Origin of the sequence: Pseudomonas sp. EMN2, from assembly GCF_009650555.1 — a bacterium.
GTDB lineage: Bacteria > Pseudomonadota > Gammaproteobacteria > Pseudomonadales > Pseudomonadaceae > Aquipseudomonas > Aquipseudomonas sichuanensis.
In genome coordinates this window covers 11,385-37,161 of sequence record NZ_VZZR01000028.1, presented here as the reverse complement: position 1 = coordinate 37,161, position 25,777 = coordinate 11,385, and the positions used below count along the sequence as shown (strand labels likewise).

Annotated in this window: 21 protein-coding genes and 1 pseudogene; 4 read left to right on the top strand and 18 right to left on the bottom strand. The window is 63.9% G+C overall.

What is annotated here, in order from left to right; genetic code table 11:
* From F6X61_RS10165 to hmpA, 13 genes are all read right to left on the bottom strand, one after another.
* Positions 1-1,760: autotransporter-associated beta strand repeat-containing protein (locus tag F6X61_RS10165; protein WP_178125799.1), on the bottom strand; the 1,760-nt coding region annotated here is incomplete at its 3' end.
* A 292-nt stretch (positions 1,761-2,052) separates the two neighbouring features.
* Complete coding sequence (locus tag F6X61_RS10160) at positions 2,053-2,436, bottom strand: YkgJ family cysteine cluster protein (protein ID WP_153786520.1); 384 nt, start codon at positions 2,434-2,436, stop codon at positions 2,053-2,055.
* A 201-nt stretch (positions 2,437-2,637) separates the two neighbouring features.
* A complete protein-coding gene (gene alaC / locus F6X61_RS10155; RefSeq protein ID WP_110995869.1) occupies positions 2,638-3,846 on the bottom strand; it encodes an alanine transaminase in 1,209 nt (402 codons plus the stop codon).
* 257 nt (positions 3,847-4,103) lie between these two features.
* On the bottom strand, positions 4,104-5,864 hold the full coding sequence (locus F6X61_RS10150; protein WP_153786519.1) for an L-tyrosine/L-tryptophan isonitrile synthase family protein: 1,761 nt from the start codon (positions 5,862-5,864) through the stop codon (positions 4,104-4,106).
* Between the two features lie 22 nt (positions 5,865-5,886).
* Positions 5,887-6,597, bottom strand: coding sequence for an HAD family hydrolase (locus F6X61_RS10145; RefSeq protein WP_153786518.1), 711 nt, complete (start codon positions 6,595-6,597; stop codon positions 5,887-5,889).
* Entirely contained in the window at positions 6,597-7,589 is a 993-nt protein-coding gene (locus F6X61_RS10140) for an isocyanide synthase family protein (RefSeq protein ID WP_153786517.1), read from the bottom strand. Before F6X61_RS10140 ends, F6X61_RS10145 begins: the two co-directional genes overlap by 1 nt.
* A 174-nt stretch (positions 7,590-7,763) precedes the next feature.
* Complete coding sequence (gene cyoE / locus F6X61_RS10135; protein WP_110995870.1) at positions 7,764-8,651, bottom strand: heme o synthase; 888 nt, start codon at positions 8,649-8,651, stop codon at positions 7,764-7,766.
* Between the two features lie 11 nt (positions 8,652-8,662).
* The gene (cyoD, locus tag F6X61_RS10130) at positions 8,663-8,995 is read right to left on the bottom strand and encodes a cytochrome o ubiquinol oxidase subunit IV (RefSeq protein ID WP_153786516.1); all 333 of its coding nucleotides are present in this window, start codon (positions 8,993-8,995) and stop codon (positions 8,663-8,665) included.
* Positions 8,995-9,618 (bottom strand): cytochrome o ubiquinol oxidase subunit III, encoded by a 624-nt coding sequence (gene cyoC, locus F6X61_RS10125; RefSeq protein WP_110995872.1) that lies wholly within the window; start codon positions 9,616-9,618, stop codon positions 8,995-8,997. Before cyoC ends, cyoD begins: the two co-directional genes overlap by 1 nt.
* 3 nt (positions 9,619-9,621) lie before the next feature.
* A complete protein-coding gene (cyoB, locus tag F6X61_RS10120) occupies positions 9,622-11,643 on the bottom strand; it encodes a cytochrome o ubiquinol oxidase subunit I (RefSeq protein WP_153786515.1) in 2,022 nt (673 codons plus the stop codon).
* 3 nt (positions 11,644-11,646) lie between these two features.
* Positions 11,647-12,591 carry a ubiquinol oxidase subunit II gene (gene cyoA / locus F6X61_RS10115; RefSeq protein WP_110995874.1) on the bottom strand — a complete coding sequence of 315 codons (945 nt, stop codon included), beginning with the start codon at positions 12,589-12,591 and terminating at the stop codon, positions 11,647-11,649.
* Positions 12,592-13,150: 559 nt separating this feature from the next.
* On the bottom strand, positions 13,151-13,669 hold the full coding sequence (locus tag F6X61_RS10110) for a disulfide bond formation protein B (RefSeq protein WP_110995875.1): 519 nt from the start codon (positions 13,667-13,669) through the stop codon (positions 13,151-13,153).
* A 559-nt stretch (positions 13,670-14,228) separates the two neighbouring features.
* Complete coding sequence (gene hmpA, locus F6X61_RS10105) at positions 14,229-15,407, bottom strand: NO-inducible flavohemoprotein (protein WP_153786514.1); 1,179 nt, start codon at positions 15,405-15,407, stop codon at positions 14,229-14,231.
* A 154-nt stretch (positions 15,408-15,561) separates the two neighbouring features.
* On the opposite strand from hmpA, the gene norR reads away from it, so the two are divergent.
* From norR to F6X61_RS10085, 4 genes are all read left to right on the top strand, one after another.
* Positions 15,562-17,112, top strand: coding sequence for a nitric oxide reductase transcriptional regulator NorR (gene norR, locus F6X61_RS10100; RefSeq protein ID WP_153786513.1), 1,551 nt, complete (start codon positions 15,562-15,564; stop codon positions 17,110-17,112).
* A 157-nt stretch (positions 17,113-17,269) separates the two neighbouring features.
* Positions 17,270-18,169 (top strand): chemotaxis protein, encoded by a 900-nt coding sequence (locus F6X61_RS10095; protein WP_153786512.1) that lies wholly within the window; start codon positions 17,270-17,272, stop codon positions 18,167-18,169.
* 86 nt (positions 18,170-18,255) lie between these two features.
* Positions 18,256-18,564 (top strand): hypothetical protein, encoded by a 309-nt coding sequence (locus F6X61_RS10090; protein ID WP_153786511.1) that lies wholly within the window; start codon positions 18,256-18,258, stop codon positions 18,562-18,564.
* Positions 18,561-19,295, top strand: coding sequence for a YkgJ family cysteine cluster protein (locus tag F6X61_RS10085; RefSeq protein WP_153786510.1), 735 nt, complete (start codon positions 18,561-18,563; stop codon positions 19,293-19,295). The genes F6X61_RS10090 and F6X61_RS10085 overlap by 4 nt, the downstream gene beginning before the upstream one ends.
* A gap of 74 nt (positions 19,296-19,369) precedes the next feature.
* On the opposite strand, the gene F6X61_RS10080 is transcribed toward F6X61_RS10085, so the two are convergent.
* The 5 genes and pseudogenes from F6X61_RS10080 to F6X61_RS10065 all read right to left on the bottom strand — a co-directional run bounded on the left by F6X61_RS10080 (position 19,370) and on the right by F6X61_RS10065 (position 25,755).
* On the bottom strand, positions 19,370-20,425 hold the full coding sequence (locus F6X61_RS10080) for a methyl-accepting chemotaxis protein (protein ID WP_371923682.1): 1,056 nt from the start codon (positions 20,423-20,425) through the stop codon (positions 19,370-19,372).
* Between the two features lie 246 nt (positions 20,426-20,671).
* Positions 20,672-20,842 (bottom strand): annotated as a pseudogene (locus F6X61_RS27550) (PAS domain-containing protein); the annotation flags it as partial.
* 195 nt (positions 20,843-21,037) lie between these two features.
* Positions 21,038-22,108, bottom strand: coding sequence for a fimbrial protein (locus tag F6X61_RS10075; RefSeq protein WP_153786508.1), 1,071 nt, complete (start codon positions 22,106-22,108; stop codon positions 21,038-21,040).
* Between the two features lie 36 nt (positions 22,109-22,144).
* Positions 22,145-22,738, bottom strand: coding sequence for a fimbrial protein (locus tag F6X61_RS26970; RefSeq protein ID WP_178125798.1), 594 nt, complete (start codon positions 22,736-22,738; stop codon positions 22,145-22,147).
* A gap of 506 nt (positions 22,739-23,244) precedes the next feature.
* Positions 23,245-25,755 carry a fimbria/pilus outer membrane usher protein gene (locus tag F6X61_RS10065; protein WP_153786506.1) on the bottom strand — a complete coding sequence of 837 codons (2,511 nt, stop codon included), beginning with the start codon at positions 25,753-25,755 and terminating at the stop codon, positions 23,245-23,247.
* Positions 25,756-25,777 lie beyond the last annotated feature (22 nt).

The window sequence follows — 25,777 nt, the reverse complement described above, 5'->3', positions numbered from 1 at the left end:
AGGGTGAGGTCGGCGGCGCCGTTCTTGATCAGGCTGCCGGTGCCGCCGATCACGCCGTTGAGGGTGAGTGCGTTGCTGCCCGTCAAGGTCAGGGCACTGCTGCCCAGGTTGATGGCGTTGCCCAGGGTCATGGCCGCCGTGGTATCCAGGGTGCCATTGCCGGTCAGTCCCAGAGCCCCCGTACCAAGCGCTGCGCTGTTGCCGAGGGTGAGCGTGCCACCCGCCAGGGTGGTGCCGCCGCTGAAGGTGTTGCTGCCGTTGAGGGTCAGGTTGCCGCTGCCGCTCTTGACCAGAGAACCGTTGCCGCTGAGCACGCCGCCCAGGGTCAGGGCGTTGCTGCCAGGCAGGCTGAGGGCCGCGTTGAGTGCCACGGCGTTGTTCAGCACCAGCGGCACGCTGCCTTGCAGGCTGCCGGCGCCGCTGACGGTAAGCCCGCCAGAGCCCAGCGCCGCGGCGCTGGTCAGGTTGAGGCCGCCGGCAGTCAAGGTGGTGCCGCCGCTGTAAGTGTTGGTGCCGCCGAGGGTGAGCAGGCCGGTGCCGGTCTTGGTCAGCCCGCCAACACCGCTGACCACTCCGTTGAGGGCCATGTCGGTGATGCCGCCGACGTTCAGGCCGGCGTTCAGGGTCAGCGCATTGCTCAGACTCAGCCCGCCGATGGTGCCTGCCAGGCCGCCGCCGTTGACGGTAATGGCGCCGGCGCCGAAAGCGTTGGAGTTATCGAAGTTGACCAGGCCGCCGTTGAGGGTGGTCAGGGTGGTGCCGTTGAGCACCTGACCGAGCAGGCTCCAGGTGCCGCTGTCGACGATCAGGCGGCTGAAGTTGATGTAGTTGCTGGCGTTGATCGTGCCGCTGCCACCGGTGCCGCTGCCGCCGCCGATGGCGTTTTGCAGGGCCAGGGTGTTGGTGCCGCCGGCACCGCCGTCGATCTTGCCCGCCGCCGCGAAGGCGAGGTTTGGATTGCTGGTGACCAGCAGGGCCACGCCGACACCCAGCCCGGCACCGACACTGGAACCGGTGATGGCGTTGAAACGGTTGGTGCTGTTGGCACCCATCGCCAGGCTGCCGGTGATGGTGCCGGCGTTGGTGAAGGTGTTGCCTGCCGCAGAGGCTTCGAAGGCTGCACGGCCGAGGATGGTGCCGGTGTTGGTGAAGTTCACCGTGCTGCCGCCGGTCACGGCGATCACCGGGGTGTCTTCGCTCACCAGGGTAAGGCTGGCCAGCGCCGAGGAGCCGATGCTGCCGGCGTTGCTGATGGTGGTGGTGCCAGATGCACCATTGCGCACATCCAGCGCCATGCCCGTGAGGTTCAGCAGGTTCGCGCCGAGCAAGGCACCGGTGCCCTTGATCACGCCCGTGGCGTTGTTGTTGATGTTGAGGGTGCTGCCGGTGCCGGTGTTGCCGATCAGCACGGCAGTGGATTGGATGCTCAGCAACCCCAGCAAGGTCGGGTCGATGGTGCCGGAGTTGTTCAGGGTGTTGTTGTTGCCCGCCAGCGACAGCGAGGTACCGCCAACCCCCAGCAGCGTGCCCAGGCCGGCGCCCGGGTTGACGTTGACCGTAAGGCCACTGCCGCCGTTGCTATAGCTCGGCGCCAGTGGGTTGGCCGCGCCGTTGCAGGTGATGATGGACCCTGCCGCACTACAGACGGCCAGCGCCTGTTCACTGTTGAGGGAAACGGCCATGCCCCCGACAACCAGGCTGACGGCCAGGGACAATTGCGAGAGACGGGCAGGCAAACGGGCGGCAACACTTCTGTCCACGGAGAGCTCCTTCGTGGATCAGGTCATTCAGTCCTTGAATACGTGTATCGCGGTGCTGCAGCAGCGCGACGCACGCCGGCCGAAACGCCTGACCCTGGCTACAAGTTCCTTTGTGGAAATGTGTAGCCGCTCAAGCACGGACAGCACGCCGCTCGGGGCGGTCAAATGGTGTTAATACTATTTCGAGGCGGTACGAACTACGCGGGCTGCAGCGCAGTCGGGATTGGATCCATCCGACAAGCGGTCATGGCCAGTCGCCAGAGTGTGACCGCTTCGCCGTTTCGCTTGCGCCTCAGGCAACCTCGGCGCCGTCGTCCGGCCAATGCGGCTCGTTGGCGCCAGGCGGCGTCAGGGGGGGCAGGCCGTAGGCCGCACGGGCGTCGTCGCAGCTAGGGTTGTGCACACCGTTTTCCCACGACGCATCGAATTCCCGACAGGGGCTCGAGCGGTTCTCGTAGATGCCGCAGGCGACCTGCTTACCGATCTCGCCACCCAGGCTGGTGCAGCGGCAGGGCTTGGCGTCGGTGCCGATCATGGCGACGCGGGTCGGATTGATCTGTACCACCAGGTCGTCCGGCACCAGGCCGCCGGCCGACTGGCATTCACCCCAGAAGAAAGACACACGAAAGTAGCCGCAGCAGGCGCCGCAGGTCAGGCAAGGGTTCTGTTCGGACATGATGACCAGGGAGGGAGGTTGTTGTTATCGGGGCGAGCGCCCGCGGCGCTATTTTTAATCCAGGCGCGACTGGCTGAGAAGGGGGGAAATGAAAAAAAGATCGCCGCTGATCGGCGTAAAAGCATCGCGGGGCAAGCCCGCTCCCACGCCATCACCAGACGGCGTGGGAGCGGGCTTGCCCCGCGATCAGGTCGGACCTGCTTACTTGCTGGTCAAACCATCGGCCCGGAACATCTGGCGAATGCCGCGGATGGCCTGGCGAATGCGGTCCTGGTTCTCGATCAGGGCGAAGCGCACATGGTCATCGCCGTAGTCACCGAAACCCACGCCCGGCGACACGCAGACCTTGGCTTCGGCCAGCAGCTTCTTGGAAAACTCCAGCGAACCGAGGTGTGCGTACTGCTCGGGGATCTTGGCCCAGACGTACATCGACGCTTTGGGGTTCTCGACCATCCAGCCCATCTCGTGCAGGCCCTTGACCAGCAGGTTGCGGCGCTGGCGGTACTGCTCGGCGATGTCGCGCACGCACTGCTGGTCGCCTTCCAGTGCGGCGATGGCCGCCACCTGCAAGGGGGTGAAGGTGCCGTAGTCGTGGTAGCTCTTGATGCGTGCCAGGGCGCTGACCAGCTCCGGGTTGCCGACCATGAAGCCGATCCGCCAGCCGGCCATGTTGTAGCTCTTGGACAGGGTGAAGAATTCCACCGCGATGTCCTTGGCCCCCGGCACCTGCATGATCGACGGCGCCTTCCAGCCGTCGTAGACGATATCGGCGTAGGCCAGGTCGTGCACCACCAGCACGTCGTACTGCTTGGCCAGGGCCACCACGCGCTCGAAGAAGTCCAGCTCGACGCACTGGGCAGTGGGGTTGGACGGGAAGCCGAGGATCATCATCTTCGGCTTGGGGATCGACTCGCGGATCGCCCGCTCCAGCTCGTTGAAGAAGTCCACGCCCGGCACCAGCGGCACCGAACGCACCTGGGCGCCGGCGATCACCGCGCCGTAGATGTGGATCGGGTAGCTGGGGTTGGGCACCAGCACGGTGTCGCCCTGGTCGAGGGTGGCGAGCATCAGGTGCGCCAGGCCCTCTTTCGAGCCGATGGTGACGATGGCTTCGCTTTCCGGGTCGATCTCGACCTCGTAGCGGTCCTTGTACCAGTTGGAGATGGCCCGGCGCAGGCGCGGGATGCCGCGCGAGGTGGAATAGCCATGGGTGTCTTCACGCTGTGCGACCTGCACCAGCTTCTCGACGATGTGCGGCGGGGTGGCACCATCGGGGTTGCCCATGCTCAGGTCGATGATGTCCTCGCCACGGCGGCGGGCAGCCATCTTGAGCTCGGCAGTGATGTTGAAGACGTAGGGGGGCAGACGATCGATGCGCGCGAAACGGCGCGGCGAACCTGGATTGGCCATGGTTTCCTCTGGAGACGTAAGCGCCCGGAACCGTCCGAGCGACGTTGGCCGCTGCGGCGGCCGAATCAGAAGATAATCCCGCCAAGTAAAATTCGCAAAGGATAATTTTCTGTTTTTATAAAAATTTTCAGGCGCAAAATTTGAAAAAACAGAAAATTCAAAATCGACGATTTCCCTGTGGGAGCGGGTTTACCCGCGAATGCGTCGGTGGATCCACCCTCGAATTCGCGGCCCACTCCCACAGTCAGTTCAATGAATCAATAAACCTGCACCCGCCACAACTCGCGCGAAGCCGAGGCCGCGCTCATGGGCAGGCGCCCATGCAGGGTCTGGTAGTTGTCGATCAGCACCAGGTCGCCCGCCGCCCACTCATGGGCGATCAGGCACTGAGGGTCGTAGACCAGCCCATCGAGCTGTTCGATCAACCCGCGCTGGTACGCCTCATCGCCCCCCTGCACTTGCTGCTCCAAGGTCTGCAGCGACGACTCGCAACCTTCCTGGTAACGCAGCACCGGCTCGCCCGTGCGGGGGTCGCGGTCCACCAGTGGATAGGTACGTGGCGAGCCGCCGAAATAAGTCATGCGCGTGTAGTAGGTGATGTCGACGCCCTGCCACTGCCGGGCCACCTTGAGCCCGACCTGGCGCAGGGCGTTGCGGCTGTCGACGATGGTGGTCTGCCCTTCCCCGGGCTGCGGCGGGGTCTTGCAGTAGAGCATGAAGGTATGGGCGCAGAACTTGGGATCGCGCTGCACCAGCGGGTCGCTGTCGGGCAGCAGGTTGAGGTCCCAGTGCAGCGGCGTCTTCTCCAGCGAATGCACCACGCCCTGGGGCCGGTCGGCCGGCTTGACCACGTGCACCTCGCCGAAGGCCCAGCGGTAGATGGTGCCGAAGCGCGCGCAGTCGGCGGCGAAGTCGGACTGCTCGGCGTACTCGCAACCTCGCAGGCAGACGAAGCCGAAACTGCGCACCAGCGCCTGCAAGGTCTCGGTGCTGAGCTGTTGCGGGCCCTGCCCCGAGGGTGCGCTGACCACCAGGCCGAACAGCGGTAGCTTCTGCAGCTCGAAGCGATAGCCCTCCAGCGCCTCGCCGCAGGTTTCATGCAGCAGCCACGGCCGTCCTTGCCAGGTCACCTGCACGTGCCGGGCGCTATCGATCTCGGCATGGCCGCGCAGTGCCTGGCCGCCGTCGAGCTGGCGCACCGGTACCGCGTGCCAGGGGCTGACGACCTGGCCCAAGCCCTCGGCCAGGGCCAGGGTGAACTTGGGGCCGGCATTGTCGTACTGATGCACCGACAGGCGAATGTGTTCGGGGAAGAAGCGATCGACCGCCGCGTTGAGCGCTTGGCCGCGCAGCATCATCTGGAAGGCCTTGTGGGAGATCTGGTGCAGGTGCTCGTCGCGGTCCTGCCCGGGCTCGCCGCACAGGCGCAGGTCGTTGTACAGATGGCTGCACAGCTTGTCGTGGCTGCGGGCCAGGGTGTCGTCGTGCTGGCATTGCTCGATCAGGGCCTCGACGTGCTTCCACGGCAGGCGCGCCTGCTTGACCAGGGTCGCGCGCAGCGCCTCGGGGCTGCTGGCCTGGGGGAACAGATCTTCCATGCTCACCCAGCGGATGCAATGGGTGACGCACAGGCTGCGCAGCGCCTGGTTGTAGGCGCGGCGTACCTCGTCGGGCACACCGACGATGTCGTTGAAGGTGGTGCCATCGCTGAGGATAGCGATCTCGCAGCCTGGCGCGTGCAGCGCGGCGATCTCCTGGCCGAGGCGGTCGAGGCGCTCGATGGCCATCACCTCGCCGTAGTCCGGCAACACGCCGAAGGTCTTGTCGCGGTCGTTCGGCGACTTGCAGGGAAAGCCCGGCAGCACCATGCGCACCGGCTCGCCGCGTGCGAAGCAACGGGCCAGGCCCTGGGCCAGGCGAGCTTTGCCGGTGTCGGCGAAACGGTCGCCCTCGGCCTTGAGCAGATAGCCGTCCAGCACCTGGCTGACGGCTGCGATCCAGCTGTCTTGGTCATGCATGTCTTGTCGTCCTTTGGTGGTGTTACAACGAACCGGCCCGTTCCATGGGTTGGCTCAAGAGGGAGACAGCCGCCGGGCACAAGGCCGCGAGCAGCTGATCAGGGGCCTGGCAGTACGCCTGCGGGCGGTGGGCTCGCAATGTCTCGGGCTCGCCATAACCCCAGCCGGCAGCGACTACCGGCATTCCGGCGGCATGCGCCGTCAGCAGGTCGATAGTCGTGTCACCGACGAACAGGCAGTCGCCAGGGGCGACGCCAAGCCGCTCGGCCGCCTGCAACGCGGCGTCCGGAGCCGGTTTCAACGGCTGACCGGGCTGATGCCCGATGACTGCGTCGAAGGCCGTGGCCGGCAACAGCAGCTCCAGCACTTGCCGGGCCAGGGTGTGAGACTTGTTGGTGACCACGGCCATGGGCAGGCCGCGCGCCGCAAGCGATTCGAGCAACTGCTCGATGCCGGCATAGGGGCGGGAGAACTGCACCAGGTGCTGACGGTAACAGGCGCTGTAGTCCGCCAGCAGGCGCCCGGCGTCCGGCGTACCCTGTTCCAGCGCCACCTGTTCGATCATCGCCGCCACGCCTCCGCCGACCAGGGCGCGCAGCCGTGTCTCGGGCAGCGCGGCCAACTGGTGCTGCGCCAATACGTGATTCAGGCACCAGGCAATATCCGGCAGGGTGTCCACCAGGGTGCCGTCCAGGTCGAACAGCACCGCTTGCGCTTCGCTCAGCCGCATCATCAGTGCACGCTCGCGTAATGGCAGGGGCGACCGCGACGGAACACCAGGCGGCTGTAGCGTTCATCGACGTTGCTGCGCCGCTCGAGGGTGACCACGCCGCGGCGCTTGATGGCCACCGAGTGCCAGGGGGTGCGCCACAGGTCGCTGGTGGGCACCAGGCGGATACCGATCTTGCTCGACACCGCCAGCTGCGGGTGGATCGACAGACGCAGGCAGTGCGGGTAGCGCTCCTGCAGCAATGCGCTCCAGGCTTCGCTGCGCTGGATCACCCGCTGGGAGGCCGGCTTGGCTACCTTTTTCACCGCGTTCATGCTCATGCCGGCGAAGTCCGCCAGGCCCGAGTAGTCCTCCGCGAGGAAGCGGTGGATCCCGCAGTACATCAACATCATGTGGTCCTCGGACTCGAAGCGTTGCTGCAACGCGCGCAGCGACTGGCCGTGCTCGATCATCAGTTCTTCGCGCATGGAGTCCAGGCAGCCAAGGTGCGGGTAGGCGTCTTTCAGGTCGAACAGGGTGAAGCTGCCCGGATAGTGCTGCTCGGCGTAACGCTGGATGTCGTCGGTGTAGGCCTGGACGTGGGCGTCGGGCACCCGCACCAGGTCGGAAAACACGTAGCCGTCGGAGCAGATGTGGATTACCGCGCCCGGCGCGTGCAGCGCGCGGATCTCTTCGCAGAGCCGGTGCAGTTCGTCGATGGCGTGGTGCTCGGCCAGGTCCGGCAGCGGGCCGAGGGTCTTCTGGCGATTGGGTGACTTGCCTGGAAAAGCCGGCAATACCATCTCGATCGGCAGGCCCTGCTCGAGAGCGGCCAGGACCTTGGGCAGATGTGGCGCGAGTGCGGCTTCGTCCAGCGCAGGGTCTTGCCCGGGCGCCAGGCTGCGGCGGCTGAACAGGCATTGCAAGATAGCGAGCGCGGTGTCCAGGTGGGCAACGGGGTGACGCTGGCGCAGCAATACGCCACACGCCGAAAGCGAAAAGCTCGGTTCGGTCATGGAACATTCCTTTGTCTGATAGGAAACGCGGTAACTTTACCGCCGGGTCATCCTGACCCGCGGCGGATAAAGTCCGGCAAAGTGGGTAACGATGTCAACTCTGTCCCGATGAATTTTTTCCAGGCAAAAAAAACGCCCCGGCAAGCCGGGGCGTTTTTCTGAATCAGTCATCGGTCAGCGTGCGTAGGTCATCAGCACATCGGCTGCGGTCTGGCTGTCCACACCCATCATCACGCTCAGGGCGGTGACGGTGAGGATGGAGAAGCCGAAGACCTTGCGCGCCCACTTGCTGTCGTCCTCGGCCTTGTAGCCGCCCCAGGCCATGTACAGCCAGTACAGGCCCATGGCGGCTGCCACGGCGAGGTAACCCAGGCCGGCGTAGCCGCCCAGGGTCAGCATCAGGGTGGCGAGCACGAAGGCCAGCACGTACAGCACGATCTGCTTCTTCGCCGCGAGGATACCGCGCGCCACCGGCAAAACCGGAATGTTGGCGGCGCTGTAGTCCTTGAAGCGGAAGATGGCGATGGCGAAGCTGTGCGGCATCTGCCACAGGCTGAACATCACCAGCAGGGTCACTGCAGCCAGGTCGAAGCTGTTGCTCACGGCGCAGTAGCCGATCACCGGAGGCATGGCACCGGACAGGCTGCCGACCAGGGTACCGTGCACCGATTTGCGCTTCAGCCAGAGGCTGTAGAAACCGACGTAGACCACGAAGCCAACCAGGGCGCAGAACGCCGACAGCGGGTTGGCCTGCACATACAACAGGCTGAAACCGGCCACCCCGAGCAGGGTGGCGTAGATCAGCGCGAGGGTCAGCGACATGCCGCCCTGCACCATGACGCGGTTCTTGGTGCGCTCCATCTTGTGGTCGATGTCGCGGTCGATGCAGTTGTTGAACACGCATCCGGACGCGACCACCAGCGAGGTACCGATCACCACTGCCAGGAACAGGGCGAAGTCCACTTGGCCCTTCGCGGCAAGGAAGAACCCGCCTGCCACGGAAAGCACGTTACCGAAAATGATCCCCGGTTTGGTGATTTGGATAAAGTGCTTCACGGACATGCAGTCTTACCTCACTTGGCCATCATTTCGAAGTGGATGCTGAACATGATCCACAGCGACAGGCCGACCAACAGTGCAATAACCAGAACGGTGAACAGGAACGTCGACACGTTGGAGCGCTGCTCTTTCGAGCGGTCCATGTGCAGGAAGTACACGAGGTGCACTACCACCTGGATGACGGCCATGGCCACCACGATCAGGACGGTCAGGTTCTTCGGCAGGCTCGGGTACATCACCAGGCCGAACGGGATCGCGGTCAGGATGATCGACAGTACGAAGCCGATCATGTAGGACTTCACGCTGCCGTGATTACCTTCGTGATGAGTGTCGTGTGCGTTAGCCATTACAGAACCCCCAGCAGGTAGACGACGGTGAATACGCAGATCCAGACCACGTCGAGGAAGTGCCAGAACAGGCTCAGGCAGCTCATGCGGGTCTTGGCGGTCGGCGTGATGCCGTGCTTGTTGATCTGGTACATCATGATCGCCATCCAGATCAGACCGGCGGTCACGTGCAGACCGTGGGTACCGACCAGCGCGAAGAACGCCGACAGGAAGCCGCTGCGCTGCGGGCCGTAGCCCTCAGCGATCAGGTGATGGAACTCGTAGATTTCCATCGCGATGAAGCCAGCACCGAACAGGAAGGTCACAGCCAACCAGCCCAGTACACCTGCTTTCTTGCCGTCGAACATCTTCAGCATGGCGAAGCCGAAGGTGATCGAGGACAGCAGCAGGAACGCGGTTTCAACCAGCACGAAGTCGAGCTGGAAGATGTCGTGACCCGACGGGCCGCCGGCGAAACCGCCGGACAGCACCGCGTAGGTGGCGAAGAGCGACGCAAACAGGATGCAGTCGGTCATCAGGTACAGCCAGAAACCGAGGACGGTCATCTGGCCCGAGTCGTGGTGGTGCTCGTCGTGCCCATGGTCGTGACCATGAGCAGCACCGTGGATTACTTGACTGGACATTGATTACACCCGTTCAAACGATTCGACACGTGCGCCGCCGGCAGGCAGTACACCAGCCTTGGCCAGCGCCTTCATGCGCTCGCCTTCGATGCGCGCCACTTCTTCGGCCGGAACCATGTAGCCCTGGTCGTCACGTGCAGCGTGGCGAACGAAGACCGCGATGGTCGCAACCAGGCTCGCGCCCACCAGCCACCAGATGTGCCAGATGAAGGCGAAGCCGAACACGGTCAGGAACAGACCCATGAACAGACCGGTGGAAGTGTTGCTCGGCATGTGGATCGCTTCGTACTTGGCCGGAACCTTGTACGCAACGCCGGCTTCCTTGGCTTCGTGCCAGGCGTCCAGGCCAACTTTCTCAGGCATGTGAGCGAAGTTGTAGAACGGAGGTGGCGACGAAGTGGACCACTCGATGGTACGGCCGCCCCATGGGTCGCCAGTGACGTCCATGTTGTCTTTGCGGTCGCGAACCGACACGAAGATCTGGATCAGCTGGCAAGCGATACCGAACAGGATCAGCACGGCGCCGACAACGGCTACGTACAGGTAGGGTTCCCACAGTGGGTTGTCGGAGTGGTTCAGACGACGGGTCATGCCCATGAAGCCCAGGGCGTACAGCGGCATGAACGCAACGTAGAAGCCCGACAGCCAGAACCAGAAGGCAGCTTTGCCCCACTTCTCGTTCAGGGTGAAACCGAAGGCTTTCGGGAACCAGAAGGCGAAACCGGCGATGTAGCCGAATACCGCGCCACCGATGATCACGTTGTGGAAGTGAGCGATAACGAACAGGCTGTTGTGCAGAACGAAGTCAGCACCTGGAACGGCCAGCAGTACGCCGGTCATGCCACCGATGGAGAAGGTGACCATGAAGCCCAGGGTCCAGAGCATCGGTGCGGTGAAGCGCACACGGCCTTGGTACATGGTGAACAGCCAGTTGAACAGCTTCACACCGGTCGGAATGGAGATCAGCATCGTCGCCAGGCCGAAGAAGGTGTTGACGCTGGCGCCGGCACCCATGGTGAAGAAGTGGTGCAGCCAGACCGCAAAGCCGAGGATGGCGATGGCGCCCGATGCGTAGATCATCGAGTGGTGGCCGAACAGGCGTTTGCCAGAGAACGTCGAAGTCACTTCCGAGAACACGCCGAAGGCCGGCAGGATCAGGATGTAAACCTCAGGGTGACCCCAGGCCCAGAACAGGTTGACGTACATCATCGGGTTCCCACCAAGCTCGTTGGTGAAAATGTGGAAGTCCAGATAACGGTCAACGGTCAGCAGGGCGAGTGCAGCGGTCAGGATCGGGAACGAAGCGACGATCAGCACGTTGGCCCAGGTGCAGGTCCAGGTGAAGATCGGCATGTCCATCAGCTTCATGCCAGGTGCGCGCATCTTCATCACGGTGACGAGGAAGTTCACGCCGGTAAGCGTCGTACCCAAGCCTGAGAGCTGTAGCGCCCAGATGTAGTAGTCGACACCCACCCCAGGGCTGTACTGAATGCCCGCGAGCGGCGGATAGGCAACCCAGCCGGTCTTGGCGAATTCACCAACGCCCAGCGAGATGTTGACCAGCAGCACGCCTGCCAGCAGCAGGTAGAAGCTCAGGGAGTTCAGGAACGGGAAGGCAACGTCACGTGCACCGATCTGCAGAGGAACCGCCAGGTTCATCAGGCCGGTGAAGAACGGCATCGCCATGAAGATGATCATGATCACACCGTGGGCGGTGAAGATCTGGTCATAGTGTTCAGGCGGCAGGTAGCCTTCGGAGCCACCGGTAGCGGCAGCCAGCTGGGTACGCATCATGATGGCGTCGGCGAAGCCGCGCAGCAGCATGACCATAGCGACGATGATGTACATCACGCCGATTTTCTTGTGGTCGACCGTGGTCAGCCACTCGGTCCACAAGTAGGTCCACTTGCGGAAATAGGTGATGGCACCAACGACAGCGATACCACCGAGCGCGATCATGGCAAGCGTCACCATGACTATCGGCTCGTGATACGGTATCGCCTCCAGAGTTAATTTACCGAACATCTCTTACTCCTCTGCACCGGCAGCTGGTTGCATACTCGATTCCACACCCTTGGTAGTGGCCAGATCTTTGCTGCCTGCTTCTTCGTGGACCGGCTTGCCGCGGTTCATGCCTTCGTACTTGTCGACGATGCGCTGGAACTGGTCAGCCGGTGCCTCGCTGTACAGCGCGACCGGGTTGTTTTCGCTTGGTTTGGCCAGGGCTTCGTATTCGGCCTTGTCCAGCTTCTTCGGCGAGGCCTTCACTTCAGCGACCCATGCATCGAAGTCAGCTTGCGAAGTGGCGGTTGCCTTGAATTTCATACCGGTGAAACCGGCGCCGCTGTAGTTGGCGCTGATACCGTCAAACACACCGTTCTCGTTGGCGATCAGGTGCAGTTTGGTGGTCATGCCAGCCATGGCGTAGATCTGGCCGCCCAGGCCCGGGATGAAGAACGAGTTCATCACGGCGTCCGAGGTGACGCGGAAGTTGACCGGGGTGTTGGCCGGGAAGACGATCTTGTTGACCGTGGCAATGCCTTGTTCCGGGTAGATGAACAGCCATTTCCAGTCCAGCGCGACCACGTCGATCTGCACCGGCTTCACATCGGAATCCAGTGGACGGTACGGGTCCAGCTTGTGGGTGGAGTGGTAGGTGACATAACCCAGGGCGATGATGATCAGGATCGGGATGATCCACACCGCGGCCTCGATCTTGGTCGAGTGCGACCAGTCAGGGGTGTAGGTGGCGGACTTGTTGGAAGCACGGTACTTCCAGGCGAACGCCAGGGTCATGATGATCACGGGAATTACCACCAGCAGCATCAGGCCGGTGGCGATCAGGATCAGGTTCTTCTGCTCAATGCCTACCTGGCCCTTCGGGTCGAGCAGGGTCCAGTTGCACCCACTGAGTAAAAGCATGCCTAAAAAGGGCAATATGCCAAACAGTCTGGGGTAACGCTTTTTACTCATCTCACGACCTCTAGATCAGCTTGCTTCAATGCAATTGTGTTTTGGTAGCCAACACTTCGTCCTGCCAAGCGTTAGCATTTCGAGCCCGAATTCGCCCCTGCCTGGGGTCCGACTGCTGGACCTGGGCGCGAGCGGCTATACGGTGCTTTATGGTTTCGTAGGCAAACGGCCTGTACTTCAGACCAAGTCCATTTGGTGCGGGAAAACGCGGAGGGGTGTCCGCCCGGATCGCCGTTGGGCGAAACTTGTCGAAGTCAGCAATAAGAAAGCGCTGCGGCTTCCTTCAATCCTGCGACTCGCAAGCAGTGCCGAACGGAAATTGGGGGCGATTGTAGATAGGTCGCCCCCCATTGACTATGACTTATTGAGCAACAGTCTTTTACAGAACCCGTAACAATAGCACCCCAAAAATCAACTTCGCGACAGTTTGTCGCACCCCGCGCAGTAGCCCTGAAACCCTTGTAGCGCAAGGCTTGGGGCTTGATCCAGAGCAACCCTGGGAGCTGATTTGCTACTTATCTCGCCGCGCAATAGACCTGGGTCAAACAAGGACTTTGGTCTAACGAACGGTGCGTTCGTGGCGACGGTTACGGTAGATCCCCAGCGGCACCAGGATGGCCGTCAGCACGAACGCCAACAGGGCCCACTGGGCAAGCGACAGACCGAGGATCGGTGGGTACGGCGTGGAGCAGAAGCCGTCGACCTGGAAGGCCAGCGGCCAGAGCTTGGCCAGCGGCAGGTCATCGACGATCGGCTGCAAGGTGTCGATACCACAGCTGACCATCGGGTTGGCGAGTATATACACATGGTTGCCGGCTGCAACGATGCCACCGATGGCACTGAGCACCACCAGAGCCTCGAACAGGGTCAGGCTTTTACGCCCGGGCATGGCCGCGGCGATGAAGGCGAAGATCGCGATGAACAGCAAGGCATAGCGTTGCAGGATACACAGCGGGCAAGGCGCTTCGCCCAGCACCACCTGCATGTACAGGGCACCGCCGATCAGCGCCAGGCAGATCAGGCCGAGGAGCACCAGAAAGCGCCGTTCGCGGTTCAGGCGCGATGAGAGTTCGTTCATTGCCGATTCCTTCGATGGAGAGTGGCAGCGCTGGCTGCCCGAGGGGCGCCAAGTCTACACGCTGGAGTGGACCTGTGACTGCGTCGAGGCACGGTGAGCGCGGCTATCCATTGATGACCTAGGACCGAGCGGGTCGGTTTCGGTTCACTGCTGCGCGTAAAAAACACGGCAGCCCGAGCGCCGGACAGGGACAAGCCCCTCGACACTCGGTAGTGAAGGATACAGTGATTAAAGGAGGATTAAAGATGAACGCGGGTGTAACCGCGTTCATCACTTCTTTATATAGAAGAGAGGCTGGGCCCAATCGCTGCGGTTCGGCGCTCGGCCTGTTCGGCCTTGCACGCTGAATGCAGACGTCCGTTTCGTTCTCGATTACCCACGGGCGGGAGCATGGCGTGCAAGACAGGCCAGGCGGAACGCCGAACCGCAGCGATTGGGATGAAATCCATCGCGGGGCAAGTCGCACCGGCGCACCGCCGCTCCCACGCCAGCACCCCTGGATTCAATGTGGGAGCGGCGGTACGTGGGAGCGGGCTTGCCCCGCGATGACATCAGTGCATCACTCCAGCGCCGCCGCCGGCCCGAAGAACTCATAACGGCTCTGCCCTTCCGGCACGCCAATCGCCTTGAGCTGACGCTTGATCGCCGCCATGAAACCCTTCGGCCCCAGGAAGTAGGCATCGATGTCACGCTCACCCGGCAGCCACTCGGCCAGCAGCGCCTGGTCCAGCAGGCCCACGGCATCAGCCGCCTGGCTGCTATCTTCCTCGGCGTAGCAATAGAAGCGCTTGAGCTGCGGATGACGCGCCGCCAGGCCGTCGATCCAGTCGCGGAACGCATGCACAGCACCATTGCGCGCGCAGTGGATGAAATGCACCGGGCGCTGGGTTTTCAACGCAGCTTCAAGCATGGCCAAGGTCGGGGTGATGCCCACGCCGCCGCTGATCAGCACCAGCGGCTTGTCACTGGCCGCCAGGGTGAAGTCGCCGGACGGCGGGAACAGCTGCAGGGTGTCGCCCACCATCAGCCCGTCATGCAGGTAGTTGGACACCTTGCCGCCCGCTTCGCGCTTGACGCTGATGCGGTACTGCTCGCCGTCGCACAGGGCCGACAGCGAATAGTTGCGGCGCTGCTCGGCGCCATCGATGAACAGCTGCAGGCCGATGTACTGGCCCGGCTCGGCCTTGAGCACCGGCTTGCCATCCACCGGGGCGAAGTAGAACGAGACGATCTCACTGCTTTCCTGCACGCGGCGCACCAGGCGGAACTCGCGGGCACCGCGCCAGCCGCCGGCGGCTTCTTCCTTCTGCTTGTACAGGCTCTCTTCGGCGCCGATCAGGATGTCGGCCAGCTGGCCGTAGGCGGCGCCCCAGGCGGCGATCACTTCAGGGGTGGCGATGTCCTTGCCCAGCACTTCCTCGATGGCGCGCAACAGGCAGCTGCCGACGATCGGATAGTGCTCGGGGAGGATCTGCAGGGCCACATGCTTGTTGATGATCTGGCCGACCAGGCCACCGAGCTGTTCAAGCTTGTCGATGTGGCGGGCGTACATCAGCACGCCGTTGGCCAGGGCACGGGGCTGGTCGCCGCTGGCCTGGTGGGCCTGGTTGAACAGTGGGCGCACCTCGGGGAACTCGCTGAGCATCATCTTGTAGAAGTGGGTGGTCAGCGCTTCGCCGCCGCTTTCCAGCAGAGGAACAGTGGCCTTGATGATTGCACGTTGTTCGGCATTGAGCATTGCTGCAACTCCTGAGCCTTTGGCTTCGAATGGTTGCCTTTGACTTATCAGCAATCGTGCCAACTTTAAAAGCCAATAAAATCAGGCTCTTGAGCATATGAGTGTCAAAACGACACACTCAAGCGTATAGTCATTTCGACCAAATGGAGTCCATATGACTGCAAAGCCCCTGCTCACCGCCCTGCTGCCCCTGGTCAGCGACCTGTCCTGCGACCTGCCCGACCAGGAGCGCTATCGCCGCCTGCTGCAGGCCATGCGCGGCCTGTTGCCGTGCGACGCCGCGGCGCTGCTGCGCCTGGATGGCGAATGGCTGGTGCCGCTGGCGGTTGATGGCTTGTCGCCCGATACCCTCGGCCGACGCTTCCGAGTCGACGAGCACCCGCGCTTCCAGATCCTGCTCAGCCGCCCCGAACCCACCCGCTTCGCCAGCGACAGCCCACTGCCCGACCCTTACGACGGCCTGGTCAACGCCGAGCATGTCGACCTGGAAGTACACGACTGCATGGGCTGCCCGTTGATGGTCGACGAACAGCCCTGGGGCCTGCTGACCCTGGATGCCCTCACCCCCGGCCAGTTCCAGAGCCTGGAGCTGGAGGCGCTGCAGGCGTTCGCCAGCCTGGCTGCCGCCACCGTCACCGTGGCCGAGCGCATCGAGCACCTGGCCCTGCGCGCCGAGGATGAACACCAGCGCGCCGAGGTGTACCGCCAGGCCAGCGGCCAGGACAAGGAACTGATCGGCCAGAGCAAGGCGCACAAGCGCCTGGTCGAAGAGATCCGCCTGGTTGGCGGCAGCGACCTGACCGTGCTGATCACCGGCGAAACCGGTGTCGGCAAGGAGCTGGTGGCCCAGGCCCTGCACCGCGCCAGCAAGCGCGCCGACAAGCCGCTGATCAGCCTCAATTGCGCCGCCCTGCCCGACACCCTGGTGGAAAGCGAACTGTTCGGCCACGTGCGCGGTGCCTTCACCGGCGCCCACGGCGAGCGGCGCGGCAAATTCGAACTGGCCAACGGCGGCACGCTGTTCCTCGACGAGGTCGGCGAACTGCCCTTGGCGGTGCAGGCCAAGCTGCTGCGGGTGCTGCAGAGCGGCCAACTGCAACGGCTGGGCTCGGACCGCGATCACCAGGTGGACGTGCGCCTGATCGCCGCCACCAACCGCGACCTCGCCGAAGAGGTACGCAACGGCCGCTACCGCGCCGACTTCTATCACCGCCTCAGCGTGTATCCGTTGCAGGTGCCACCGCTGCGCGAGCGCGGCCGCGACGTGCTGATGCTGGCCGGCTACTTCCTGGAACAGAATCGCTCGCGCCTGGGCCTGGGCAGCCTGCGCCTGTCCGCCGAGGCCCAGGCGGCGCTGCTGGCCTACGACTGGCCGGGCAACGTGCGTGAGCTGGAGCACTTGATCGGGCGCTCGGCGCTCAAGGCACTGGGGCAGCATGGGCAACGGCCGAAGATTCTTACCTTGGAGGCGGCGGACCTTGATCTGCGTGCTGTCCAGCCAGAGGCTCAGCTTCCCACGCCTGTAGTACAGGCAGACGCACCGCTGCCGGAAGGCGGTTTGCGCGAGGCGCTGGATGACTATCAGCGGCAGATCGTCGAGGAGTGCCTGAAGCGCCATGGTGATAACTGGGCGGCGGCGGCGCGGGAGCTGGGCTTGGACCGGGCCAACCTGAGTCGCCTGGCCAAGCGATTGGGATTGCGCTGAATACGCTATCGCGGGGCAAGCCCGCTCCCACAGGTCGGTGCAGTCCGTGGGAGCGGGCTTGCCCCGCGATGGACCGCAAATAGCAAACTACGCTAAAGCCTGACGTCAAAAAGCCGATAACCCGGCATCCTCCCCTTTACCTGAACGAAGGTTGCCCATGGCCACGCAAAAAGCCCGCGCGGACTCGTTGTCCCTGCTGCTGTTCACCCTGCGCAGCGGCAAGCTGATGGCAATCAACCTGCTCAAGGTCAGCGAGATCATCACCTGCCCGCCGCTGACCAAGCTGCCGGAGGCCCACCCGCACGTCAAAGGCGTGGCCACCCTGCGCGGCAACTCGCTGTCGGTGATCGACCTGTCCCGCGCCATCGGCGAACGGCCGCTGGAAGACCCCGCCGGTGGCTGCCTGATCGTCACCGAGATCAGCCGCTCGCGCCAGGGCCTGCACGTGCAGGCGGTAAGCCGCATCGTCCACTGCCTGAGCACCGACATCAAGCCGCCGCCGTTCGGTTCGGGCAACCGCTCGTTCATCACCGGCGTGACCCGGGTCGACAACACCCTGGTGCAGGTGCTGGACATCGAGAAGGTCATCCACGGCATCGCCCCGCCGCAGCACGAGCCGCACCCGGGCGAAGTCAGCGAAGAAGACGCAAGCCTGCTGGCGGCCGCCAACATCCTGGTGGTCGACGACAGCCAGGTGGCGCTGCAGCAATCGGTGCACACCCTGCGCAACCTCGGCATCGAATGCCACACCGCACGCAGCGCCAAGGATGCAATGAACGTACTGCTGGAGCTGCAAGGCACCGAGCGGGAGATCAACATCATCGTCTCGGACATCGAGATGTCCGAAATGGACGGCTTCGCCTTCACCCGCACCCTGCGCGAAACCCCGGACTTCCAGCATCTGTACATCCTGCTGCACACCTCGCTGGACAGCGCCATGAGCGGCAACAAGGCCAAGGAAGCCGGGGCCAACGCCATCCTCACCAAGTTCAGCTCGCCAGAGCTGACCGACTGCCTGGTGGTGGCGGCCCGCGCTGTGGTGTTCGCCGAGCGCTGATATATTCAGCGACAAACTCCCCGGCTTGCCGCCGGGGAGCGTTCGGGCATAATGCGCGCCCTTCGCAGCCAACGGCGGACCCGCACATGAAATACCTCAGTTCCCTGCTGATTGCATTCGCGCTGTTCAGCGGCGCGGCCCACGCGTCCAGCACCCAGGCCTGGAACGACCAGCGCCAGCACATGCTCAAGGCTTGCCTGAAGGCCAGCCAGTTCAAGCAAGCCCACGCCCTGGGCAAACCTGCCGAATTCGACGACCAGGTCGGCTACAGCGCCCTGTTGATCGAAGGCGTGTACCCGCAAAAGCACATGAACAACGCCACCGGCACCGAGCTGTGCCTGTACAACCGCCAGCGCCAGCAGGCGTTCGTCACCGAGTGGGCGGCCGGCAAGTGAGCGACAGCATCCGTTTCGGCTGTACCGGCTGCGGCAAGTGCTGCACCGGCCACCATGTGCCGCTGACCCTCGCCGAAGCGGGCCAGTGGGCGCGCGCCGGGGGCCAGGTGATCGTGCTGATCGAAGGCTTCATGGTCGATGGCCCGGGCATGCCACCGGAACAGCGCGAACACGTGCTGCGCCGTTCCCACCCGGTGCCATGCGGCACAGGCGAGCTGCACGTGTCGGTGACCTTCGCCGCGTTCAACCCGGGCCGTTGCCGCAACCTGGACGCCGACGACCTGTGCCGCATCTATGAAAGCCGCCCGCTGGTGTGCCGCATCTACCCAGCCGAAATCAACCCGCACCTGCCGCTGCGCCCCGAGAGCAAGGACTGCCCGGCCGAGGCCTGGGAACAGGGGCCGGAGCTGATCCATGGCGGATTGCTGCAGGATGCAGAACTGCGCGGGTTGATCGAGGCGTCGCGCCAGGCCGACCGTGAAGACATCGCCAGCAAGGTCGCTATCTGCCAGGCGTTGGGGATCACCACCAGTGCGCTCAAGGGCAACGGATTTACCGCCTGGCTACCGGACATGGGGGCATTGGCGGCGGCGTTGGACGCGGTGCCTGTGGAGACCCCTGCGCAATGGCAGGTGCATGTGGTGGATGGAGAGCTGGCTGGCAGCCTGCAGGGGCATGGGTTGCAGACTACCGCCGAGACGCCGGTGTATTACGCCTTTATCGGGTTCTGAGCCAACGGCCCTATCGCGGGGCAAGCCCGCTCCCACAGGTTCGTGGGAGCGGGCTTGCCCCGCGATGGTCTCCATCACTGGCACCTGCGCCAGAACTCATCCGCCAGCCGCCGCAAGTCCTGCGCCAGATCCGCCACATCGCTGGCGCTGCCATGGCTGCGCTGCCCCACCTGCACCGTCGCCTCGCTGGCCTGGCGGATGCTGATGATGTTGCGGTTGATGTTCTCGCTGACCTGGCTCTGCTGCTCCACCGCCGCGGCGATCTGCAAACTCATCTCGTTGATCTGGTTGACCCGCACGCTGATGCTGTCCAGCGCATCGCTGGCCAGTTGCGCCTGCTCGACGCTGTGCCCGGCATGGGCGCTGCTCTCGCGCATCACTTGCACGGCAGCGCGGGCGCCGTCCTGCAGGGCACTGATCATGTGCTGGATGTCATGGGTGGACTGCGCGGTGCGCTGCGCCAGGCCACGTACCTCGTCGGCCACTACGGCAAAGCCGCGCCCCTGATCGCCGGCCCGCGCCGCCTCGATGGCGGCGTTGAGCGCCAGCAGATTGGTCTGCTCGGCAATGCCGCGGATCACGTCGAGCACCCCGGAAATCTCGCTGCTGTGGCTTTCCAGTTGCTGGATCACCTCGCCGGCCTCGACCAGCGAACCGGCCAGGTCCTGGATCGCGCAGCGGTTACGGTCCACCAGCTGGTGCCCGGCCTGGGTCTCGCCCTCGGCCTGGTCGGCGGCCATCGAGGCCATCTGCGCGCTGCTGGCCACCTGGGCCACGCTCGCGCTCATCTGGTGGATGGCAGTGGCCACCTGGTCAGCCTCACTTTGCTGCTCAAGGCTATTGGCATGGCTGCTGTGCAGCGCCTCGACCAGCGAGCCGGAATGCCCGGCCAGACGCGACGAGGTGTCGCCGATGCGCCCGACCACGGCGCCCAGTTGCGCCTTGAGCATGCGCATGGCGAACTCGATCTGGCCCAAGCCATCGCGCCGGCCTGTGTATAAAAGCTGGCTCAGCGGGTTTTCGGCAATCGCCAGGGCCTGGCGGCGCAGGCGCTCATAGGGGCGCAGCAACAGCAGGATGGCCAGGCCGGCAAGGCCCGCCACGCCAAGTACTTCAACCAGTGACACCAGCAGTGGCGCCCCTGCCCACCATTGGCCCGCGCCTATCACCAGCGCCGCAACCCCCGCCACCGCCAGCGACAGGCGGGTTGCCAGGCCCGCCACTGGCAAGCGTTCGCGCCAGCTGCGCCGCCCTTCACGCAGGCGTGCATAACAGGCTTCGGCCGCCGCCACCTGTTCCCTGCCGGGCTTGGTGCGCACCGACTGATACTCCAGCGCCTGCCCGCCACTGCTGATGGGCGAGACGAACGCACTGACCCAGTAATGATCACCGTTCTTGCAGCGGTTCTTCACCAGGCCCATCCACGAACGTCCAGCCTTGAGCGCCTGCCACATCTGCGCGAAGGCCTGGGGCGGCATGTCCGGGTGGCGGACCAGGTGGTGGGGCTGGCCCAGCAGCTCGTCGCGGGTAAAGCCGCTGACCTGCATGAACACGTCATTGGCGTAGGTAATGCGGCTGTCCAAGTCGGTGGTGGACAGGATGTTGGCGTCGCCGGGGTAATCCACTTCGCGACCGGTAACAGGCAAATTGCACTTCATCGGAGGCTCTCGTTGTTGTTGGGGACAATCGGCAGGGCGCTCGAGATTAGTGGCAATTGGCAATCATTTTTTGATCTGGCTCAATCATTTGTAGGTCAGGGTGAAGCTCAACGAGGCGTTGGCGACCCCGGCCGTGGGGGCGGCGTCGCCCAGCTGGATGTAACGTGCGGATAACGGCAGTACAAGTTCGTAGTTGGGGACCTCGAAGAGCGGCACCTCCTCGGTAAGCCGCATAGGTTTTGGGCCGTATTCCTCCATCACCTGAACGCCAATCCCCGTGGCGTCGGACTCGCTATTGAGGCCAATGATGCCGTTCGCGGAATCCACCACAGGCGAGCCATTGCGCGGGTCCAGGCGCAGGTAGCCAATGGGATAGTTGCCAGGCACGGTTCCACCTACACACTTCATGAACGGCAGGTGGAACACCTTGGTGTCAGTGAAACTGCCTGGCCCGCTGAAATGCGAAACCTGCCAGGTGCCCATCGGTACCCGGACCTGCTTCGAGGGTTCGCCAGGCAAACCACACTGCGCCACATTCAGCGTTCCGCCGGAAAAGTCCACTTCCAGCACCTTGCCGCTACGGTTGCTGGTGAACTCGGCCAGGGTGTGCCCGGCAAGCGGTTGTGGTCCCATGCCTGGGTCGATGGGGCCGATCTTGATCAGGCGGTAGTGGTATTTCAGTGAGTTCACAAAAGGTACCCGGATCGCGCCTCCCACCTCCGCGGGGCTGACGATCTCGCGGTGCGGCACGCCCCAGCCAAAAAGCCCCTGGCCGGGAATGAACTGCCAGTGCTGGCCAGTGTGGGAGTCGCCGAAGCTGGCCAGCACGGCCAGGCCGACACCGGGAATATTCGTGTGCAACAACACCTCTCCTGGCTCCACCCACGGTGAACCCGTCTCTTGCCGCAAGGGGGTGGTGACCTCGAACACCGTCTGCTCGGGGCAGTCGATATTGACCGGCGAAAACACCACCGTTCTGTAGGTGTTGAGGGTTTCGCTCGAGTAGATGAGGCTGCCGATGGGCGCATCCCTGCCCACCACCAGGTTGCCAGGGTTGAACGAGATCCGCTGGAAGAATCCGGGGGGAAACTCACAGGCCAACGCCTGCAACGGCAGGCACAGGCCAGCCAACACTGCCAGTTTGCGCAAATACATACTGCTACGCCTCCGAGGCCAGAAACCGGTTGAAGCTCATTTGTAGGTCAGGGTGAATCCCACCGATGCATTGGCCACGCCCCCTACGGGAGCGCCCTTGCCGGTCTGGATGTAGCGGGCGGCCATGGGGATCTGGATGTCGCCGTTCTGCATTCGGACCATGGGCACGTCTTCGATCAACGGCATCGGTGTCAGGTCTGCCTTGAGCACCTGCACGCCCACACCGGTAGCGTCCGAGTCCTGGTTCAGGCCAAGGATGCCGCGCGGCGCGTCGAGCACACTGGAACCGTTGCGTGGGTCCAGGCGCAACACGGCGAAGTTCTCGTTGCCGGGCTCGGTTCCGGCCTGACAGGCCTGCACCGGGACGTTGAACGAACGGGCATCGGTGACGCTCCCCTCGCCGGTGAACTGGTCGGTGCGCCAGGTACCCATGGGCACGGTGACCTGGGTGGACGGTGCGCCGGGCAAGCCGCACAGGGCGGTATCGAGGGTGCCCGCCGAGAACACCAGCTCGACCACTTTGCCTGCCTTGTCGTTGGTGACCTCCGCCAAGGTATGGCCAGCCAGCGATTGTGGCCCCACCCCCATGTTCACAGGGCCGTACTTGATGATGCGGTAGTCATAGAACATGGGTCGGATTCCAGATCCCGCCGTTCCGCCTATCTGGACGGTCGAGGTGTGGGGTATGCCCCACCCGAAACGCCCTTGGCCAGGCATGTATGTCCAGTAAGGGCTAGAGGGACTGCCATAGCTGGCGCCCATCACAACGCCGATCCCCGGTATCCGCGTCTGCAGGATCACCTCGCCGGGGCCGACCAGACCAGAGCCATGGATCTGCGGCATGGGCGATGTGACCTCGAACCGATTTGTCCCATAGCACCACATCATGTCCACGCTTGTGTGCTCCCATTCAAAGCTCGGCTGCTGAGGGCGAATGATCGTGCCGACCGGGGCATCCCGGCCGACAAACAGGTGCCCCGGGTCTATGTTCACCCTGTAGAAGAAACCCGGTGGAAAATTGCAGCCCATCACTGACAGAGGCAACCACGAAAACAGCGCCAGCCCCCACTTCAATGTCCCACGCCAAATAGCACCACCCGATACATCACGCATTGCTCTGTCCAACAGACTGCTCCTCATCCACGACCTACGGCGTGATGCTCAAGCAACGCCACCTCTCCTTGGCGACAGACACTCTCAACCTGTCGATACCCTTGTGCAGGCGCCTCGCCAGCCAGTGCCAGCAGCGCCCGGCACTGTTGCGACGCACTGGCGCCCCAGCGCACGGTCAGCGCCTCTACTCCCCCTTCGAATGCCAGCAACGCCTGCCCGCCGGGCCCGACCACGCCGACCGTGCGCTGCGCGCCGTCCACCACCTGGGCGCCGAACGGCGGCAGCCCGCCGTCTTCCAGGCGCAGGTTCAACAACACCTTCTCCACCCGCTGCGCAGAAAACTCGGCCTTGACCACTGCCCCCCGGCGCGGCACCACGTTGGTGACGCCGTTCTCGATCTCTGTGCTGTGGTCCAGCCCACTGGTGTCCAGGCTCACACGGTTCTTGCGGTACGGCGTGAGGTAGGGGATCAAGGCGTAGCCGCTGCTGTCGGTACGGGTGCCCGGTGCATTGCCAAGGCCCACACCTGGGGTATCGGCCACATGCACGAGCCCCAGGGTTTCGCCCAGGGTCTGGCCCAGGGCGACGCCGCCACTGTGGGCGAGCAACGAGCCCGAAGCGCTGACATTGACTTGCTGGTAGCGTTCGCCGGCACTCACGCCAGCACCCAGCTGGGCGAAGGGTGCCAGGTAGTTGAGCGAGGCCGAGCCGCTGCCACCTGAACGCTCGGCATGGTTGGCGTCCAGGGCATAGTTGAGATGCCCGGAGCGTCCCCGGTAACCGGCGCGCTGGTCGTAACTGCCATCGCTGTTGCGGCTCAGCGCCAGGGTGCCGCTGCTGCCGCCACCCAACGGGATAGACACGTTGAAGCTGATCAAGCTGGACTGGCCGAACGAATCCACCAGGCTCTTGCTGGCGTACAGGCCATAGCTCACCCCACGGTGCACGGTGTTGACGCCCAACTGCAACTGGCGCTCGCGGCGCGAAGTGTTCCAGTAATCCTGCTGGCTCAGGTTGAGGTATAGCGAGGTGTTGCCGAAGTTCTGGTTGATGCTGGCCTGTACCCGGCTGCGCTTGGTCATGCGGTTGAAATCGTCGCCCTGGTGCTGCCACACCGCTTCGCTGAAGTCCCGATACCCTTCAGTCGAATAGCGGTAGCCGGCAAAACGCACCGAGGTGCCGGTAGCGAACGCCTTGCCATAGCGGATGCCGTAGCTGCGGCCCTGGTCGGTGCGCCCGTCGCGGCCTTCGGTGCGGGCCTGGGTCACGTCCAGCGAGATGGCGCCGAAGCGCCCCAGGTTCTTACCCAGGCCCAACTGCGTGGCGCGGTAGAAGTCATTGCCCAGCAGGCCGCCGGACAAGGTGTAGTCGTAGGGCAAGCCGTAGGCCAGCGTGGCCTGTGCAAGGCCTGGGCGGTTGCCATTTTCATCGGCGGCGTTGTACTCGCCAAAGGTCAGCCCATAGCGCCAGGTGTTCTCGCGCAGCAGGTTGCCGAGGGTGGCGTAGGGCTGGGTGAAGCGCCGCTCGCGCCCGTCCGCCTCGGTGATGATCACCTCGAGGTCGCCGCTGCCGCTGGAGGCGTTGAGGTCGTTGATCTCGAACGGTCCGGGCGGGACAAAGGTGGAGTACAGCGAATAGCCGTTATGGCGCACCTCGACCCGCGCACGGGTCTCGGCCACGCCACGGATCACCGGCGCGTAGCCCTGCATCGAATCGGGCAACATGCCGATGTCGCTGGCCACCTGCACCCCACGAAACGGCAGGCTATCGAACACATCTCCGGCAGTGAAGCTCTCACCGAGGGTGAAAGTGCCAAGGCTGCCGGGCAAGTCGGTCTGGGCATAGGTAGCCGAACGCTGCCACTGACGCTGGCCGTTCTGGTCCTGGTTGTAGCTGCCGTTGGAGCGCAGGCGCCAGCCGGCGAGGTTGAGGCCGCCATTGAGATACAGGCTGAACTGGTTGTGGTCGCCCTGCCCCGCCGTGTGCCCTTGCGAGCCGGTGAACTGGTAGTTGAGCAGCCCGGCGTTGATGCCCGCGTCCCATTCTTCCGGCGCCACGTACCCCGCGGCGTCGCGACGCAAGGCCACCTGTGGCACGCTGATGTCCAGCGCCAGATACGCGGGATCGAAGGTCACCATGGCGCCTTCGACCGCCTGTTGCAGATCGACGCAATCCAGCGTGTCCAGCTCGCGCTGGTCGATGAACGTGGCCAGCTTCACGCCCATGGCATCGAGCATCGCCGGGCTCAGGCAGGCGCGCACCTCGCCATTGCCGGCATCGTCGAAGCGCAGTTCGCGGCGGTCATGGAAGCTCTGGTTCAGGCGGATGGTCACCAGGTGCAGCCCCGGCGGTACCTGAGCGTTGTGGGCGATAGCCTCGAGGTCCAGGTTGGGGCCGGCCGAGCCGCCGCCAAAGGGCTGCATGAAGCTGCTGTCGAACACCGCCGCCTGGGCAACCGGCAGGCCGGCACCGAGCAAACAGGCGAGCAGCGTCGGGCCGCAGGCGCCAGGCCTGCGGCAGGGAGAATTGGGCATTACGGTTACTCGATCAGAGGGC

Coding starts and splice junctions, on each gene's coding strand:
- F6X61_RS10160 (WP_153786520.1), bottom strand. CDS start 2,436: ATGTCCGAACAGAACCCTTGCCTGACCTGCGGCGCCTGCTGCGGCTAC.
- alaC (WP_110995869.1), bottom strand. CDS start 3,846: ATGGCCAATCCAGGTTCGCCGCGCCGTTTCGCGCGCATCGATCGTCTG.
- F6X61_RS10150 (WP_153786519.1), bottom strand. CDS start 5,864: ATGCATGACCAAGACAGCTGGATCGCAGCCGTCAGCCAGGTGCTGGAC.
- F6X61_RS10145 (WP_153786518.1), bottom strand. CDS start 6,597: ATGATGCGGCTGAGCGAAGCGCAAGCGGTGCTGTTCGACCTGGACGGC.
- F6X61_RS10140 (WP_153786517.1), bottom strand. CDS start 7,589: ATGACCGAACCGAGCTTTTCGCTTTCGGCGTGTGGCGTATTGCTGCGC.
- cyoE (WP_110995870.1), bottom strand. CDS start 8,651: ATGTCCGTGAAGCACTTTATCCAAATCACCAAACCGGGGATCATTTTC.
- cyoD (WP_153786516.1), bottom strand. CDS start 8,995: ATGGCTAACGCACACGACACTCATCACGAAGGTAATCACGGCAGCGTG.
- cyoC (WP_110995872.1), bottom strand. CDS start 9,618: ATGTCCAGTCAAGTAATCCACGGTGCTGCTCATGGTCACGACCATGGG.
- cyoB (WP_153786515.1), bottom strand. CDS start 11,643: ATGTTCGGTAAATTAACTCTGGAGGCGATACCGTATCACGAGCCGATA.
- cyoA (WP_110995874.1), bottom strand. CDS start 12,591: ATGAGTAAAAAGCGTTACCCCAGACTGTTTGGCATATTGCCCTTTTTA.
- F6X61_RS10110 (WP_110995875.1), bottom strand. CDS start 13,669: ATGAACGAACTCTCATCGCGCCTGAACCGCGAACGGCGCTTTCTGGTG.
- hmpA (WP_153786514.1), bottom strand. CDS start 15,407: ATGCTCAATGCCGAACAACGTGCAATCATCAAGGCCACTGTTCCTCTG.
- norR (WP_153786513.1), top strand. CDS start 15,562: ATGACTGCAAAGCCCCTGCTCACCGCCCTGCTGCCCCTGGTCAGCGAC.
- F6X61_RS10095 (WP_153786512.1), top strand. CDS start 17,270: ATGGCCACGCAAAAAGCCCGCGCGGACTCGTTGTCCCTGCTGCTGTTC.
- F6X61_RS10090 (WP_153786511.1), top strand. CDS start 18,256: ATGAAATACCTCAGTTCCCTGCTGATTGCATTCGCGCTGTTCAGCGGC.
- F6X61_RS10075 (WP_153786508.1), bottom strand. CDS start 22,108: ATGTATTTGCGCAAACTGGCAGTGTTGGCTGGCCTGTGCCTGCCGTTG.
- F6X61_RS26970 (WP_178125798.1), bottom strand. CDS start 22,738: ATGTTCTATGACTACCGCATCATCAAGTACGGCCCTGTGAACATGGGG.
- F6X61_RS10065 (WP_153786506.1), bottom strand. CDS start 25,755: ATGCCCAATTCTCCCTGCCGCAGGCCTGGCGCCTGCGGCCCGACGCTG.